A 16,235-nucleotide genomic window follows, 5' to 3' on the forward strand; every position below is an offset into this window, starting at 1 on the left:
TCCTGTGTGTATGACGCAGAAGATAGCCCCCCTGAATGGGGAGAAAATGAAGTTATGTGAAGAGACGGTGAAGTCAGACGTTATTTTTTATCGTTAGTTGCGCACAGACGCCACCTTCCGCCCGGGGGGTTAACGTGATGCTCCCCTGATGCAGTCGCGCCACTTCGCGGACAAAGGCCAGCCCCAGTCCGCTGCTCTTTTCACCATTGTTGCGCGGCAGCGAATAGAACCGGTCGAAAATATGAGGCAGTGCATAGTCAGGAATACCGCTGCCACTGTCCAGCACCTGAAAAATCATTTCGTCCGTGCTCTGGCTGACCTCAATACGCACCTCTCCCGCCAGCGGCGTAAAATCGAGAGCGTTATCCAGTAAATTGGCCAGCGCCTGCTCCAGCAGTAGCGGATCAGCCCGAACGGACAGCCCCACCAGTGCCTCAGCATCAAAAGTCAGTCGTTTGCCCTGGGCCTGAACCGCCCGGCTGTCGCACAGTCCCGTGACCAGCGGCAGCAGGCTGACGATCTGCCGCTGGATCTCCGGACGGTTTTCCAGCGTGGCCTGGCGAAGCAGGTTGTCGATAAGCCGCTGCATCCGGATATTTTGTTGCAGGATATTGGCCGAGAAGCGCTGAACCACCGCAGCAGGGGGGCATTCATGCAGAATCTCTGCCGCCCCCCGGATCGCCGCCAGCGGGCTTTTCAGCTCGTGGGTCAGCGCATGAGCATAATGCTCAATATAGCGTTTACCCTCCAGTTTCAGACGCATACTTTCCAGCGCCTGTGCCAGCTTGCGCAACTCACTGCTGTTCATGGCGGGAAGGGGCAGTGCCTCTCCCTGGGTGACGGAGTCGGCGTAACGCACCAGACGCCCCACGGAACGGTTAATCCACAGCACAAAAGTCAGACCGATCAGCAGCGCGATCCCCAGCAGCGCCGCCCCTGCCCACAGGATACGACGCTCACTGCGGCGGATCACCGGCACCATGGTGCTGTTGGCCTTCCCGACGCTGAGGACCCCCAGCAGCCTGGCGCCGTCACGCACCGGTGCCGCGACATACATGACGGAACTGGCATCATCATCCGGATTACTGCGCGAGCTACGTGCGCCGTATTCACCCCGCAGGGTCAGCAGGACATCATTCCAGCGGGAGTAATCCTGACCCAGGGCTACGCCAGCAGAATCGAACAGCACCCTGCCTTTCTCATCGGTCAGATAGACCCGGTACTCATTACGACGCTTGGCAATCCCACTGATATCCGCCCTGACCGGATAGCCGCGCAGCTGTGAGAAAGCAGCGGCAAGCTGCCCGTTCTGCGGCTGGCCACTGAGAATATCGGCCCGCGCAAACTGTGCCAGCAGCGTGGCGGTATCCACCAGCGTCCCTTCGGTCGCGCGGCGGACGCCGGGTTTAACTTCTTTAAGAAAAATACTCAGCACAAACCACGCGGCCACGGCAACGATCAGAAAATAGCCCAACAGCAAACGCATCCCGATGCGCATCAGCCAGCCACCAGGCTGTAGCCGAGGCCGCGATGCGTCAGCAGCACCTGCTCATGCGGATTGATGTCACGGAGTTTGGCGCGCAGCGTTTTAATATGAGTATCAACAGTGCGATCAAGGCTCTCTTCCGCCTCTTTCCACACCAGATTCATCAGTTGCTGTCGGGAAAAAACCCGCCCGGGCGACAGCAACAGGGTTTTCAGCAGCAGATATTCATAGCGCGTCAGGGCCAGCGGCTGCTGGCACCACTCCACACGGGCGGAAGCCTCATCCAGCGTAAAACTGCCAACGTTATACTTTGGCGACTGCGCAATGCGCTGCTGTTTTTGCAGGCGACGCAGCAAAGTACGTACCCGGGCACAGACTTCACGTGGCGAAAAAGGTTTAGCGACATAATCATCCGCCCCAATCTCCAGCCCCAGCAGGCGATCAACCTCTTCACTGCGGGCGGTGAGGAACAGCACAGGCAGATCGGGCTGACTCGCCAGCAGCCGGCGGCACAGCTCAAAGCCGTTGATATCCGGCAGCCCCACATCAAGGATCACCAGGTCGGGCACTTCCTGCCCCAGTGCATCCAGCATCGGCATCCCTCTGGGGAACCAGCGGGTGGAAAACCCCTCAAGCTGCAGCATATACAGCAGGGTATCAGCAATGGCCGCTTCATCTTCTACCAGCCACAGGGTCGCGCTACTCATCACGCCATTCCTTTTTACTGAGCAATTGCTGGCGCAAAAGCCGCCACTCACTGTTATCCATACCATCGGCAAAAAGCCACAACCGTTCATGCCGCCCCTGGTTGTCCCGTAAGGACAGACGCACGGCATGACGGGTCATCCATGGCGGTGAAACCATCTGCCACTGTGCCTGATGCCACTGGACGCGACGGCCGCTGAGCAGTACAAAAAGCCCCTGCCAGCGCCGGGTGCGGCGGCAACTGCGCAGGCACTCCCCCCCTGTCAGCAACAGCAGAGCAACTTTAACCAGCGAGGCTTCGGGAGGCCAGGGTGCCAGCAACAGTAACAGCATCACGCCACCGTGCAGTAGCAGGGATAAGCTCTGCGCGTGCCGTGAAAGCCGAAGGTTACAGTGGCACCGGACCACGTTCTCTGTTTCGGTCCTGGATCAGGGCGACCATGCGCTTTAACTCGTCATCGGCCGGTTCGCCATGATTCATCAGCCAGTTAAACAGATCGGGATCATCATTCTCCAGCAGGCGAACGAAAAGTTGTTTATCCTGATCGTTGAGCGAGTCATATTCATACTCAAAAAACGGCATGATGGAGATATCCAGCTCACGCATACCGCGACGGCATGCCCAGTGAATTCGTGATTTGTTTGAAATATCCATGTCACTCTGTGTCGGTTAACAAAACATGGCGCTCAGTGTACCGCTTTTTTGCTTCACTGTTGATGCAGCAATTTTTCCCCTGCGCGCTGCAACACAAAACAATGACATGGGTTGCAGGGTTATCACACGTTTTGTGCCGCAATTTCCGGAAACAGGTTGCAAAGCCGGGCTGCTCTTTTAACATGAGAAACAAATTTTCATCCCTTGCTGACTTTAGGACTGAACTATGCCGACGATTTCTTTCCCGCCCCGTCAACCCACTGCCTCGGCGCGTCTGCCGTTGACCCTGATGTCACTGGAAGAGTGGGCGCTGGTAACGGCTACGGGTGCCGATCGTGTCAGCTATTTGCAGGGGCAGGTCACGCTGGATGTGGCCGCCCTGGCCGCCGATCAACACCGCCCTGCTGCGCACTGTGATGCAAAAGGAAAGATGTGGAGCAATCTGCGCCTGTTCCACCGCGCCGATGGCCTTGCCTTTATTGAGCGCCGCAGCCTGCGTGATAACCAGCTGGCAGAGCTGAAAAAGTATGCGGTCTTTGCCAAAGTTGCCCTGACGCCCGATGATGAGTCCGTCCTGCTGGGCGTGGCCGGTTTCCAGGCCAGAGCAGCACTGACTAATCTGTTCAGTATGCTGCCTGACGCTCAGACGCAGGTGGTGCAGGATGGCGAGAGCACCCTGCTGTGGTTCGATCTGCCCGCCGAACGTTTCCTGCTGGTCACCAGCGCAGAAAAAGCCGAAGCGCTGCGCGTCGCACTGGCGGACGCCGCACAGCTGACCGACAGCTCACAGTGGCTGGCGCTGGAGATTGAGGCTGGTTTCCCGGTGATTGACAGCGAGACCAGCGCCCAGCTGATCCCGCAGGCCACCAACCTGCAGGCGCTGGATGCCATCAGCTTCAAGAAAGGCTGCTATACCGGGCAGGAAATGGTGGCGCGGGCTAAATTCCGTGGCGCGAATAAACGCGCACTCTACTGGCTGGCGGGGAAAGCCAGCACCGTCCCGGTAGCCAACGGCGCGCTGGAAATGAAGATGGGTGAAAACTGGCGTCGCACCGGAACCATTCTGGCAGCCTGCCAGCTCGACAACGGTGAAGTTTGGGTACAGGCGGTGATGAATAACGACCTGGAGCCGGATACGGTTCTGCGCGTGCAGGGCGATGAGGGTGGGCAGCTAGCCATACGGCCGCTGCCCTACGACATCGCTGCGGGATGACCGGGGCGCTGCCCCCTACATCACGTAGAGATAAATCGCCAGGAAGTGGCAGAAAGAGCCGCCAAGCACGAAACCGTGCCAGATGGCATGATTGTAAGGGATACGTTTCGACACGTAGAAAATCACCCCCAGCGAATAGGTGATCCCGCCTGCGGCCAGCAGCCATACGCTGCCCGCAGGCAGGCGCATTACCATCTGATACAGCACAATCACTGAGAGCCAGCCCATCAGCATATAGGTGATCAGGGAGATGGCTTCAAAACGGTGAGCAAACACCAGCTTGAAGATAATCCCGATCAGCGCCAGCCCCCAGATCACCACCATCAGCCAGTGTGCCAGCGGCGACCGCAGCCCCACCAGCAGGAACGGCGTATAGGTTCCGGCAATCAGCAGATAGATCGCGGCATGGTCGAGTTTTTTCAGCCAGAATTTAGCCCGTTCACCCGGTACTGAGTGGTAGAGCGTCGAGGCAAGAAACAGCAGGATCATGCTGCCGCCGTACAGACTGTAGCTGACGATAGCCAGCGTCCCCGCGTTGTTATTAATCGCCTGATCCAGCATCAGCACCAGACCAATAATCCCCAGCAGGCAGCCGAGTCCGTGGCTGATGCTGTTCGCCCACTCTTCAGCGACGGAATAGCCTGCCGTCGGTACTTTTTGCTTCACCATAATCAATTACTATCCCCGGTTTACCCGCCACCACCATCATAAAATGCCATGACGGAAATCTCATCAGACCTAGCGTAACTGAGAATAATTTCAGAGTACACATGTAAGCTAAAATATACTGCGACATCCTGCACGCACATTCCTGCGCGAAATACGCAATCGTTTACCTTACAATATGGACACCTTTTTTAGCGATAAGTGAGACAGCGATGTCAGACAGGGTAGCAGCCTTAGATTTCGGCGCGATGACGGAAGTGGTGCAGTTTTTAATGGAGCTGGACAAGCTTAAAGGTGTGGAGCGCCGTACCCGCCTGCTCGACAATGCGCGCCAGGAGAACTCGGCAGAACACAGCTGGCACCTGGCCATGGCAGTGATGAGTATGGCCCCCTTCTCGCCGGATCCCATAGATGTACAGCATGCAATAAAACTGGCGCTGGTGCATGACGTGGTCGAGATCGATGCCGGTGATGTCATGGTCTATGACACTGCTGCGCGTGAAGCTATTCAGGTTCAGGAAATTGCCGCAGCACGCCGCATATTTGGCCTGTTGCCGGGCGCGCAGGGTGAATATTTTCGTGCGCTGTGGGACGAATACGAGGCGGGGGACACCGCAGAAGCGCGCTTTGCCAATATGCTGGACCGCGCGCTGCCGGTTATGCTTAATCTGCACAATCAGGGGCAGAGCTGGAAAGACAACGGTATCCGCCTGGTGCAGGTAAAGGCGCGAAATGTGGAACTGGCGCAGCAGTGGCCTGCATTATGGCAGCATCTGGAGCAGCACCTGGACTGCGCACATGCGAAGGGCTGGCTGCTGTAGGGCAGATCCGCCGGCAGGCTGACCAGAAAAGCAGGTCAGCCTGCGTGAGTGAGTGAGATGGCAAGGTGCCCGGGACGACCGCGCCCTTTTTTGTTCGCCCCGTTTTAACGCCCACCTGCCGCGTCAATAAACGTACCGGTGACGTAGGATGCCTCGTCACTCAGCAGCCAGGCTATCGCACTGGCAATCTCCCCGGGGTGCCCGCCGCGCTGCATAGGGATCGCAGAGGCCAGGCGGTCCACCCGCTGCGGTTCGCCCCCGTCAGCGTGCATGTCGGTATAGATATATCCGGGACGGACGCCATTAACCCTGATGCCCTGCGCGGCCACCTCCAGCGACAGTCCCCGGGTCAGCGTGTCCATTGCCCCTTTTGACGCAGCATAATCGACGTACTCCCCCGGTGAACCGGTGCGCGACGCTGCCGAAGAGACGTTCACAATCGCCCCGCCGCCACCGCCGTGATGATGCCCCATGCGTTTCACCGCTTCGCGACAGCAGATAAAAGCACCGGTGACGTTGGTGGCAAAGACCCGGTTTATACGCTCTGCGGTTAACTGCTCCAGTGTCGACTGCTGAAAGAGGATCCCGGCGTTATTGACCAGGGCTCTCAGCGACTCCGGCTGACGGTCAATGTCGGCAAACATCGCCATGACCTGAGCTTCGTCCGCAATATCCGCCTGCACAGCAAAAGCGCTGCCGCCCTGTCGTTCAATCTCTGCCACCACCGACTCTGCCTCAGCGGTACGATGCACGTAGTTAACTGCGACCCGCCAGCCCTGTCGGGCCAGCAGAATCGCCGTCGCGCGCCCAATGCCCCGACTGCCGCCGGTGACTAATGCGATGTTCATCTCGTCTCTCCCATAAAAAAGGGCTGACCGCAAAAGAAGGTCAGCCCCGGCATAACCCGCGCAGGCGATAATGCGAAGGGTTACTCGTATTCGCTCATCGGTACACAGGAGCAGAACAGATTACGATCCCCGTAAACATCATCCAGACGTTTCACGGCAGGCCAGTATTTATTCGCACTTCCTGCCGGGAATACCGCCAGTTCACGGCTATAAGGATGGCTCCACTCGCCGACCATTTCCATCTGGGTGTGCGGTGCATTGACCAGGGGGTTATCTGCCAGCGGCCACTCGCCGTCTGCCACACGATCAATTTCGCTGCGGATAGCCAGCATCGCATCAATAAAGCGATCCAGTTCAACCTTACTTTCCGACTCGGTTGGCTCCACCATCAGCGTACCCGCCACCGGGAATGACATGGTCGGCGCATGGAAACCGTAGTCGATAAGGCGTTTGGCAATATCCAGCTCACTAATACCGGTCTGCTCTTTCAGCGGCCGAATATCCAGGATACATTCATGCGCCACCCGGCCATCACGGCCGGCATAGAGGATCGGATAGGCCGACTGCAGACGATGCGCAATATAGTTGGCATTGAGGATCGCCACTGAGCTGGCCTGTTTAAGACCTTCAGCGCCCATCATGCGGATATACATCCAGCTGATCGGCAGGATTGACGCGCTGCCAAACGGCGCTGCTGATACCGCGCCCTGCCCGGTCAGCATGCCTTCAATTTCTACCACGCTGTGGCCCGGTACAAAGGGGGCAAGGTGAGCTTTGACGCCAATCGGCCCCATGCCCGGCCCGCCGCCGCCGTGCGGGATGCAGAAGGTTTTATGCAGGTTAAGGTGTGAGACATCCGCCCCGATGTAACCCGGCGTGGTGATCCCCACCTGCGCATTCATGTTGGCTCCGTCCAGATATACCTGTCCACCGAACTGATGAACGATCTGGCACACCTCACGGATCGTCTCTTCATAGACGCCGTGCGTGGACGGGTAAGTCACCATGATGCAGGAGAGGGCTTCACCCGCCTGTTCTGCTTTCACACGCAGATCGTGCAGATCGATGTTGCCCTGTTTGTCACAGGCGACCACCACAACGGTCATCCCCGCCATCTGTGCCGAGGCCGGGTTGGTGCCGTGCGCCGAGCCAGGGATCAGACAGATGTGACGTCCCCCTTCGTTACGACTTTCGTGATAGCGGCGTATCGCCAGCAGACCTGCATATTCACCCTGGGCGCCGGAGTTGGGCTGCATACAGAGTGCGTCATACCCGGTCAGCTGCACCAGCCAGCGCGAGAGCTGGCCAATCATCTGCAGGTAACCGCCCGCCTGCTCAGCCGGGCAGAACGGGTGCAGTTCTGCAAACTCTGGCCAGGTGATGGGGATCATCTCTGCTGCTGCATTCAGCTTCATGGTGCACGACCCCAGCGGGATCATTGCCTGATTCAGCGCCAGATCTTTCCGCTCCAGGCTGTGCATGTAGCGCATCATCTCGGTTTCGCTGTGATAACGGTTAAACACCGGATGAGTCAGGATCGGTGCTGTGCGGATAATCGCTGACGGGATGGCGCTGGCATCGCTATCCAGCGCATCGATATTCAGGCCATGCTCCTCTCCCAGCAGGATCGAGAACAGTGCCACTACGTCTTCCCGGGTAGTGGTTTCATCCAGAGTGATGCCCACCGCATTGAGAATATCGCTGCGCAGGTTCATACCGAAGCTCAGGGCGCGCTCCAGTACTGCCGCTTTGTCGCTGACTTCCACGGTCAGGGTATCGAACCAGGTGTCATGGCGCAGTTTCAGGCCGCGCTGCTGTAATCCCTGCGCCAGGATATCGGTCAGCCGGTGAATGCGGCTGGCAATGCGCTTCAGGCCAGCCGGCCCGTGGAATACCGCGTACAGGCTGGCGATGTTGGCCAGTAATACCTGCGAGGTGCAGATGTTGGAGTTCGCTTTCTCACGACGGATATGCTGTTCACGGGTCTGCATTGCCATACGCAACGCGATATTCCCTGCCGCATCCCGGGATACGCCAATAATCCGGCCAGGCATTGAACGCTTGTGCTCATCGCGGGCGGCGAAGAAGGCGGCATGAGGGCCACCATAGCCCATCGGCACGCCGAAGCGCTGGGCAGAACCGAAGACGATATCGGCCCCCTGCTGGCCCGGTGCCTGTAGCAGCACCAGCGACATCATATCGGCCGCCACGCTGACCACCACGTTGCGGCTTTTCAGCCGGGTAATCAGATCCGTATAATCATGTACTTCACCGCCGGTGCCGACCTGCTGCAACAGCACGCCGAACACCTCATCCAGCTCCAGCACTTTCTCTGCTTTGTCCACCAGCACGTCAAAGCCAAAGGTTTCCGCACGGGTGCGCACCACATCCAGCGTTTGCGGATGGATATCATCAGCGACAAAGAAACGATTAGCATTTTTGAGCTTGCTGACGCGTTTTGCCATGGCCATGGCTTCAGCGGCGGCTGTCGCCTCGTCCAGCAGGGAAGCGGAGGCAATATCCAGCCCGGTCAGATCCAGCGTCAATTGCTGGAAGTTCAGCAGGGCTTCCAGACGCCCCTGAGAGACTTCAGGCTGATAAGGGGTATACGCGGTGTACCAGCCGGGGTTTTCCAGCATATTGCGCAGGATCACCGGAGGCGTCAGCACCGGCGTATAGCCCATACCGATAAACGATTTGTAACGCTGATTCTGCGACGCAATCGCCTTTAACTCGGCCAGCGCCAGGTGCTCCGTCAGCGCATCGCCTACCGCAGGCGGGCTGGGAAGCTGGATGTCGGCAGGCACAATCGAGGCAATCAGTTCGGCCAGCGACGTCGCGCCGATGGCGTTGAGCATGACATCCTGCTGTTCCTGCGAAGGGCCGATATGGCGCTCAATAAATGCACCGTGGTGTTCAAGCTGGCTGAGTTTCTGGGTCATGGGTGGTCAATCCTGCATCAGGCACAAAGAGGCGGGACAGGCAGAGAGCCAGTCCCGAAATGACAAGTGAGCGGGCTGTTATTCAATTGTTCCCTGGTAGCCTGCTGCATCTAATAACGTCTCAAACTCGGTATCATCCGTCGCTTTAATACGGAACAGCCAGCCATCGGTATAGGGGGCGCTGTTAACCAGTTCAGGTTCAGCATCCAGCCCGCTGTTCACTTCCACAATCTCACCACTCAGGGGCGCATAAATATCGGAAGCGGCTTTCACGGACTCTGCCACCGCGCAGTCTTCACCCTGGCTGTAGGTATTGCCGACGTCCGGCAGGTCAACAAAGACCATATCTCCCAGCAGCTCCTGCGCGTGTTCGGTAATGCCCACGGTGTAGGTGCCATCCGCTTCTTTGCGCACCCATTCATGGCTGTCACGATATTTCAATTCGGCGGGTACATTGCTCATTAAATTGCTCTCCAAAAGTTACTTCGTTACCGGTTTTCCGGCGCGGACAAAAACGGGCCGGGTGACGCGCACCGGCATTTCACGGTTGCGAATTTGCACCACGGCATGTTCGCCAATCCCGGCGGGTACGCGTGCCAGCGCAATGCTGCACCCAAGCGTCGGGGAGAATGAACCACTGGTAATGACGCCTGCCAGCTGATTGCCTGCGGCATCGCTGAAGTGAACCGGCAGTTCATTACGCAGTACGCCTTTTTCGGTCATGATCAGCCCCACCAACTGGTCGGTACCTTTTTCGCGCTGAAATTCCAGCGCTTCACGGCCAATAAACTCACGATCTGAGGGTTCCCAGCCGATGGTCCAGCCCATATTGGCTGCCAGAGGGGAGACGCTCTCATCCATTTCCTGTCCATACAGATTCATACCCGCCTCCAGACGCAGCGTATCGCGTGCGCCCAGCCCGGCAGGTTTAACCCCGGCAGCCAGCAGTTGCTGCCAGAACCCGGCAACCTGATCGTTGGGCAGGGCAATTTCATAACCCGCCTCCCCGGTATAACCGGTTGTGGCAATAAAAAGATCGCCGGACTGCACGCCAAAGAATGGCTTCATGCCGCTGACGTCCTGCCGCTGCTGGTCATTAAACAGCGTCTGCGCTTTTTGCTGGGCATGAGGGCCCTGCACTGCCACCAGCGCCAGATCGTCACGCTCGATCAGTTCTACGCCGAACGCTGTCGCATGCTCACCTATCCACGCCAGATCCTTTTCACGGGTGGCAGAGTTGACCACCAGGCGGAAAAATTCTTCGTCCATAAAGTAAACAATCAGATCGTCTATCACGCCGGCAGAAGCGTTGAGCATGGCAGTGTAAAGTGCTTTTCCGGGCTGGGTCAGCCGGGCCACATCGTTGGCCAGCAGATAGCGCAGGAACTCGCGGGTGCGGACACCGCGCAGATCAACAATGGTCATGTGGGAAACATCAAACATCCCGGCATCCGTGCGCACCGCATGATGTTCATCCATCTGAGAGCCGTAATGAAGCGGCATCATCCAGCCGTGAAAATCGACCATACGGGCACCGCTTGCCTGGTGCTGTTCAAACAACGGGGTTTGCTGAATCTCGCTTTGCTGAACCATAGTTTTCCTGTGCCTGAGTCGGTTGCTGACGCGCGTCGTTCACCACCCGGGATAGCCGACGCAATCGTTACCTTCACTATGAACTTACCACCGAACCCGTCAATTAACCATAAGGTAAACGAGGTCGAACCCGCTCTGCCTCAAAACAGGGCGCCGTTGATTTTCTGGTTTTTTTCACTAAAAAAATGCGTTATTACACACAAAAACGGCAATTCATTGCGACAAACATAGTTTAAACATACAGCACAGGCATTAACCCGCCGTAAAAAAGCGAAGGGTAACCAAAGGTGGCATTACAAAAAGTAATGCGAAGAGGCCCGTAAAATTAGAATTTTTCAAACGACGGGCAAAAATGGGGCAGATATTGCACAAGCGGGGCGCAGGTTCTCAGGCAGGCAGGAATAAAAAAAGGGGAGCGAAACGCCCCCCTTTCTGCTGGCTACTTAGCGCAGCCAAGCCGGCAGGTCATGCAACCCCATCGCCTGCTTTAACAGCCGTGGCTTCACGCCCGGCAGATTATCGGCTAACGCCAGGCCCACATCTCGCAGCAGTTTCTTCGCCGGGTTGTTACCGTTAAACAACTCGCGGAACCCCTGCATACTGGCCAGCATCACTGCAGCGCTGTGTTTACGGCTGCGCTCGTAGCGCCGCAGATACAGGTGCTGACCAATGTCTTTACCCTGCTGCTGCAGGCGTTTCACTTCACCGATCAGCTCTGCCGCATCCATAAAGCCGAGGTTAACGCCCTGCCCGGCCAGTGGATGAATGGTATGCGCAGCATCCCCCACCAGCGCCAGACGATGTGCGGCAAAATGACGCGCATAGCGGCCCATCAGCGGGAAGGCTTGACGTTCGCTTTCTGCCTCACACAGCCCCAGACGCAGGTCGAAAGCCACCGACAGCTGCTGGTTAAACACCGCTTCCGGCATCGCCTGAAGGCGGGTCGCCTCCTGCGGCGGCAGCGACCAGACGATAGAGCTGAGATGCGGATCGCTCAGAGGTAAGAACGCCAGGATACCGTCACCGTGGAACACCTGACGGGCCACCGACGCATGCGGCTGTTCCGTACGAATATTCGCTACCAGCGCATGGTGCTGGTAGTCCCAAAAGGTGAGCGGAATATCGGCCTTGTTGCGCAGCCAGGAATTGGCACCGTCTGCCGCCACCAGCAAACGGGCCGTCATCATGGTGCCATCCTGCAGCGTCACAAAGGCTTCATTGTCGCCAAACGCTACCTGCTGCAGTTCCGCAGGAGCAATCAGCGTGATATCGCTCAGGCCCTCTGCCCGCTGCCACAGCGCCTGATGGATCACTGCATTTTCAATAATATGCCCAAGGTGGGCCAGGCCCTGCTGCTCATCGTCAAAAACAATGCGCCCGAAACTGTCGCGGTCCCACACTTCCATGCCGTGATAGGCGCTGGCGCGTGCGCTGAGGATGGCATCCCAGACGCCAAGGTGCTGCAACAGTCTTTCGCTGGCGGCATTAATCGCAGAAACGCGTAACGCCGGGGGCGCGCTGGTATCGCGCACCTGCGGGGCTTCACGCTCCAGCACGGCGATGCGCAGACCGCTGCCCTGTAAGCCACAGGCGACTGCCAGTCCGACCATTCCACCACCGGCGATGATCACATCATAGGTTTGCATGACTGCTTTCTCCTCAACGCTTAACCCAGCCCAACGTGCGCTCGGCAAGCAAATTACGTAATGGCGGCAGATGATCCATCGCCATCAGTCCCAGATTTCGCCCTGCGACCAGCGGCGTGTAACGGTTAGCAAACAGTCGAACCAGCCCGTCGGTAATACCAATCGTCGCCTGTGCGTCCGGCTGCCGGCGCTGCTGATAATGTTGCAGTGTAGCGTAAGCCCCTGTTTCGCGTCCGGCACGCCAGGCCGCCGCCAGCGTTTCGGCCAGCGACATGACATCACGAATCCCCAGATTAAACCCCTGTCCGGCGATCGGGTGCAGGGTCTGTGCAGCATTACCAACCAGCGCCAGCCGGTGAGCAATATGCTGAGAGGCGGTTTGCAGCCGTAACGGATAGCTGGTGCGCTGCCCTACCTGTGTAATGCGCCCCAGCCGCCAGCCAAAGGCACGCTGCAATTCAGCGATAAAGCGATCGTCGCCCCAGCGATCCACCGCGTCTTTTTGTGCCAGAGGATGGCACCATACCAGCGAACTGCGGCCAGCGGACATCGGCAACAGCGCCAGCGGGCCGAATTCGGTAAAACGCTCGAACGCACGCCCCTGATGGGCTACCTGCGTCGACACATTGGCGATCACGGCGACCTGCTGATAGTCCGCACTCTGCCACTGGACACCGCAGGCCGCAGCGACCCGGGAGTGCGAACCGTCTGCGGCGACCAGCAGATGGCCAGTCAGCTGCTCACCGCTTTCCAGCGCCACGCACACCCGATCCCGGGTACGTTCGACGCTGGCCACTTTATCCGGGCAGCGCAGGGTGACACCCGGGGCGTTTTTCAGGCGGGAAAACAGCCGCTGGCCCACTTCATGCAGCTCAACCACCTGCCCCAGCGCCGACACGCCGTAATCGGCCGCAGTCAGCGAGACAAAGCTGGCATGGCCGCGATCGCTGACATGTACATCGGTGATGGCCGTCGCGGCGGAGGCCAGCAGTGGCCAGAGGCCGATTGCCGCCAGCTGCTGACAGGTCCCCTCTGCCAGCGCAATCGCCCGGCCATCAAAGCCAGGATGCACACGGCTGGCAGGCTCGGTTCCCTCCACCAGCGTGACCGCCAGCTGCCCCTGCGTCAGGTGTGAAATGGCCAGCGCCAGCGTCGCGCCGGTCATCCCGCCGCCTGCAATAATTATGCTCATGAGCGTTTCGCTGCTGCCATTAATGCTTCAATGTCATCGGCATCTTTTACCACCGTATCCGTGAGGTTTTCGTTACCTTCTGCGGTGATAATGATGTCATCTTCAATGCGTATGCCAATACCGCGATACTCAGCAGGCACATCGGCATCCGGGGCGATATACAGGCCAGGTTCAATAGTCAGCACCATACCGGGTTCGAGCAGACGATCGCGGTCGACGCCGTAATGACCGACATCATGCACGTCCAACCCCAGCCAGTGGCTCAGGCCATGCATAAAGAATTGCCGGTGTGCATTTTCTGCGATCAGGACGTCGACATCACCATGCAGAATGCCCAGCTTAACCAGCCCCGTGACCATCACTTCCACCGCTGCCGCCGTCACTTCACGGATACTGGTACCCGGGCGATAGAGCGCCAGCGAACGGTATAAGGCGGCCAGGACGATATCGTAGAGCGCGCGCTGCGGCGCGGTAAATTTCCCCCCCACCGGGAAGGTGCGGGTAATATCTCCGGCATAGCCTTTCAGTTCACACCCAGCGTCGATCAGCACCAGTTGGCCGTCGCGCATCTGACTCTCGTTTTCGGTGTAGTGCAGAATACAGCCATTATCCCCCGCGCCAACAATGGTGTTGTAGGACGGAAAACGCGCGCCGTGACGGTTGAATTCGTGGTGAATTTCCCCTTCGAGCTGGTATTCATACATCCCGGGACGGGCTTTCTGCATGGCGCGGGTATGTGCCAGCGCACTGATACGCCCGGCTTCACGCAGCACAGCCTGCTCTTCCGGCGATTTAATGAGACGCAGTTCATGAACCCACGGACGCCAGTCGGTTAGTGTCGCGGGCGCAGACAGGTTCTGTCGTGAACCCCGACGCAGCACGTCCAGCGCGTTGAAGACGATGGTGTCGGAAAAGGCATACTGTCCCTGGGCATGGTAGATCACATCCAGCCCGTTCAACAGCAGGTGCAGTTGCTCGTTAATGTCACTCCAGGGAAGAGCACGATCGATCGCCAGCTTTTCCGGTGCAGCCTCCTGGCCCAGACGGCGGCCAAACCAGATCTCAGCCGTCAGATCCCGCACCCGATTAAACAGGACGCTGTGGCTGTGGTTATCTGCACTTTTGATCAGCAGCAGTGCCGACTCGGGTTCGTTGAATCCCGTGAAGTACCAGAAATCACTGTTCTGTCGATACGGATACTCACTGTCATTACTGCGCGTTGCTTCCGGTGCGGCGAAAATAATCGCCGCGCTTGCCGGTGCCATCTTCGCTAACAGCGCCTGACGACGGCGCAAAAACTCCTGCTGGGTCATTTGACCTCCTGAATGCTGTTCCGTTAAATCACCACGGGCGGCCTGACGGACCGCCTCTTAGTGCAGCGTCGGCTTTTTCATCACGACATTGGTCGGCACGGCGCGGGTAAAGGTGTCATGACACAGCAGTGCAGCCACACGCACATACTCAATGACCTCTTCCAGCGACTGTTCCAGTTCTTCCTGATCTTCATCTTCATCATAACCGAGCTGGGCAATGGTGCGCAGATCGTCGATGGCTTCTCCGGTTTCCCCTTTCACCTGGCCAATTTTAGGCTGTACAACGCCCAGGCCAAGCAGGAAATGGTTCACCCAACCTGCCAGCGCATCGGCACGATCAAAAACGGTGATGTCGTCATCTTCCGGCAGGTAAAGCTGGAACAGAAAGCCTTCATCTTCCAGTGTATTACCAATCGCTTCGTGCATCTCCTGCAGGGGCTGCGCCAGCGTTTGCGAAAACGCCATGCCCTCATTGGTCAGGTCGTGCATCAGCGTTTGCCAGCTGCTGTCATGGTTGCCGCCGCAGATCAATCCGCTGATCAGGCCATGCATCTCGGCAGGGGTCATTCCTACGCCCTGCTGCGTCAGTACTGAGGCCAGCGTGTTGTAGCCCGGCATAATGTTCGTTAGTGACATGGGTTTTGTTCGTCGTTGGCTGGTTAAGTTCGTGGTATGCTACCACCAGGTGCCTCAACGATTCCAGAAAGGGGTTGTTTCTTATATTAGGGGTAGTTATAGTAGCGCCCCTCCCAAGCCCTTGAGCGGTAAGGGTGATGGCGGGCGCAGTAATCAGTCAGGAAGGTGGCATGTCTGCACAACCGGTAGATATTCAAATTTTTGGCCGTTCATTAAGAGTAAATTGTCCGCCCGAACAGCAAGATGCGCTGAATCTGGCTGCCGAAGACCTCAATCAACGGTTGCAAGACTTAAAAGTTCGCACTAGAGTCACTAATACCGAGCAACTGGTATTTATTGCTGCACTGAACATTTGCCATGAACTGGCGCAGGAAAAAGTCAAAACCCGTGACTATGCGTCGAACATGGAACAACGAATTCGGATGCTGCAACAGACCATTGAACAGGCATTGCTTGAGCAAGGTCGCATAACTGAACGTACGGGTGCGAAGTTCGAATAACACTTCAACGTTAGCTGTG

At 57.7% G+C, this 16,235-nt stretch carries 16 protein-coding genes; 3 read left to right on the forward strand and 13 right to left on the reverse strand.

All coding sequences use genetic code 11. The annotated features are described in order from the left end of the window. Nucleotides 1-73 precede the first annotated feature (73 nt). The 4 genes from creC to sdhE are packed head-to-tail and all read right to left on the reverse strand — an operon-like array spanning nucleotide 74 to nucleotide 2,846. Nucleotides 74-1,498 carry a two-component system sensor histidine kinase CreC gene (gene creC, locus EPE01S_RS08950; protein ID WP_062744285.1) on the reverse strand — a complete coding sequence of 475 codons (1,425 nt, stop codon included), beginning with the start codon at nucleotides 1,496-1,498 and terminating at the stop codon, nucleotides 74-76. Further along, the gene (gene creB / locus EPE01S_RS08955; protein WP_062744286.1) at nucleotides 1,498-2,193 is read right to left on the reverse strand and encodes a two-component system response regulator CreB; all 696 of its coding nucleotides are present in this window, start codon (nucleotides 2,191-2,193) and stop codon (nucleotides 1,498-1,500) included. Before creB ends, creC begins: the two co-directional genes overlap by 1 nt. Then, complete coding sequence (locus EPE01S_RS08960) at nucleotides 2,186-2,599, reverse strand: protein YgfX (protein WP_062744287.1); 414 nt, start codon at nucleotides 2,597-2,599, stop codon at nucleotides 2,186-2,188. The genes creB and EPE01S_RS08960 overlap by 8 nt, the downstream gene beginning before the upstream one ends. Further along, a complete protein-coding gene (gene sdhE / locus EPE01S_RS08965; RefSeq protein ID WP_062744288.1) occupies nucleotides 2,580-2,846 on the reverse strand; it encodes an FAD assembly factor SdhE in 267 nt (88 codons plus the stop codon). Before sdhE ends, EPE01S_RS08960 begins: the two co-directional genes overlap by 20 nt. A 226-nt stretch (nucleotides 2,847-3,072) precedes the next feature. Between sdhE and ygfZ the strand changes: the two genes are divergently transcribed. After that, entirely contained in the window at nucleotides 3,073-4,059 is a 987-nt protein-coding gene (gene ygfZ, locus EPE01S_RS08970) for a tRNA-modifying protein YgfZ (RefSeq protein WP_062744289.1), read from the forward strand. A gap of 15 nt (nucleotides 4,060-4,074) precedes the next feature. Here ygfZ and trhA read toward each other — a convergent pair whose 3' ends face one another. After that, nucleotides 4,075-4,728, reverse strand: coding sequence for a PAQR family membrane homeostasis protein TrhA (trhA, locus tag EPE01S_RS08975; RefSeq protein WP_062744348.1), 654 nt, complete (start codon nucleotides 4,726-4,728; stop codon nucleotides 4,075-4,077). 209 nt (nucleotides 4,729-4,937) lie between these two features. On the opposite strand from trhA, the gene EPE01S_RS08980 reads away from it, so the two are divergent. After that, the gene (locus EPE01S_RS08980) at nucleotides 4,938-5,546 is read left to right on the forward strand and encodes an HD domain-containing protein (protein WP_062744290.1); all 609 of its coding nucleotides are present in this window, start codon (nucleotides 4,938-4,940) and stop codon (nucleotides 5,544-5,546) included. Nucleotides 5,547-5,650: 104 nt separating this feature from the next. Here the strand turns inward: EPE01S_RS08980 and EPE01S_RS08985 are convergent, their stop codons facing one another. The 8 genes from EPE01S_RS08985 to EPE01S_RS09020 form a co-directional block, all read right to left on the reverse strand. Next, nucleotides 5,651-6,394 (reverse strand): SDR family oxidoreductase, encoded by a 744-nt coding sequence (locus tag EPE01S_RS08985; RefSeq protein ID WP_062744291.1) that lies wholly within the window; start codon nucleotides 6,392-6,394, stop codon nucleotides 5,651-5,653. An 80-nt stretch (nucleotides 6,395-6,474) separates the two neighbouring features. Then, complete coding sequence (gcvP, locus tag EPE01S_RS08990) at nucleotides 6,475-9,336, reverse strand: aminomethyl-transferring glycine dehydrogenase (RefSeq protein WP_062744292.1); 2,862 nt, start codon at nucleotides 9,334-9,336, stop codon at nucleotides 6,475-6,477. A gap of 78 nt (nucleotides 9,337-9,414) precedes the next feature. Beyond that, entirely contained in the window at nucleotides 9,415-9,798 is a 384-nt protein-coding gene (gene gcvH, locus EPE01S_RS08995; protein WP_062744293.1) for a glycine cleavage system protein GcvH, read from the reverse strand. 18 nt (nucleotides 9,799-9,816) lie between these two features. Beyond that, entirely contained in the window at nucleotides 9,817-10,929 is a 1,113-nt protein-coding gene (gcvT, locus tag EPE01S_RS09000; RefSeq protein ID WP_062744294.1) for a glycine cleavage system aminomethyltransferase GcvT, read from the reverse strand. Between the two features lie 443 nt (nucleotides 10,930-11,372). After that, nucleotides 11,373-12,575, reverse strand: coding sequence for an FAD-dependent 2-octaprenylphenol hydroxylase (ubiI, locus tag EPE01S_RS09005; protein ID WP_062744295.1), 1,203 nt, complete (start codon nucleotides 12,573-12,575; stop codon nucleotides 11,373-11,375). 13 nt (nucleotides 12,576-12,588) lie between these two features. Further along, nucleotides 12,589-13,767, reverse strand: a complete 1,179-nt coding sequence (gene ubiH / locus EPE01S_RS09010; RefSeq protein WP_062744296.1) for a 2-octaprenyl-6-methoxyphenyl hydroxylase — start codon at nucleotides 13,765-13,767, stop codon at nucleotides 12,589-12,591. Continuing rightward, complete coding sequence (pepP, locus tag EPE01S_RS09015) at nucleotides 13,764-15,080, reverse strand: Xaa-Pro aminopeptidase (RefSeq protein WP_062744297.1); 1,317 nt, start codon at nucleotides 15,078-15,080, stop codon at nucleotides 13,764-13,766. Before pepP ends, ubiH begins: the two co-directional genes overlap by 4 nt. A gap of 57 nt (nucleotides 15,081-15,137) precedes the next feature. Next, entirely contained in the window at nucleotides 15,138-15,716 is a 579-nt protein-coding gene (locus EPE01S_RS09020) for a YecA/YgfB family protein (protein WP_062744298.1), read from the reverse strand. Nucleotides 15,717-15,886: 170 nt separating this feature from the next. Between EPE01S_RS09020 and zapA the strand changes: the two genes are divergently transcribed. Next, nucleotides 15,887-16,216 (forward strand): cell division protein ZapA, encoded by a 330-nt coding sequence (gene zapA / locus EPE01S_RS09025; RefSeq protein ID WP_062744299.1) that lies wholly within the window; start codon nucleotides 15,887-15,889, stop codon nucleotides 16,214-16,216. Nucleotides 16,217-16,235 lie beyond the last annotated feature (19 nt).

It is taken from the genome of Erwinia persicina NBRC 102418, from assembly GCF_001571305.1.
GTDB classification, from domain to species: domain Bacteria; phylum Pseudomonadota; class Gammaproteobacteria; order Enterobacterales; family Enterobacteriaceae; genus Erwinia; species Erwinia persicina.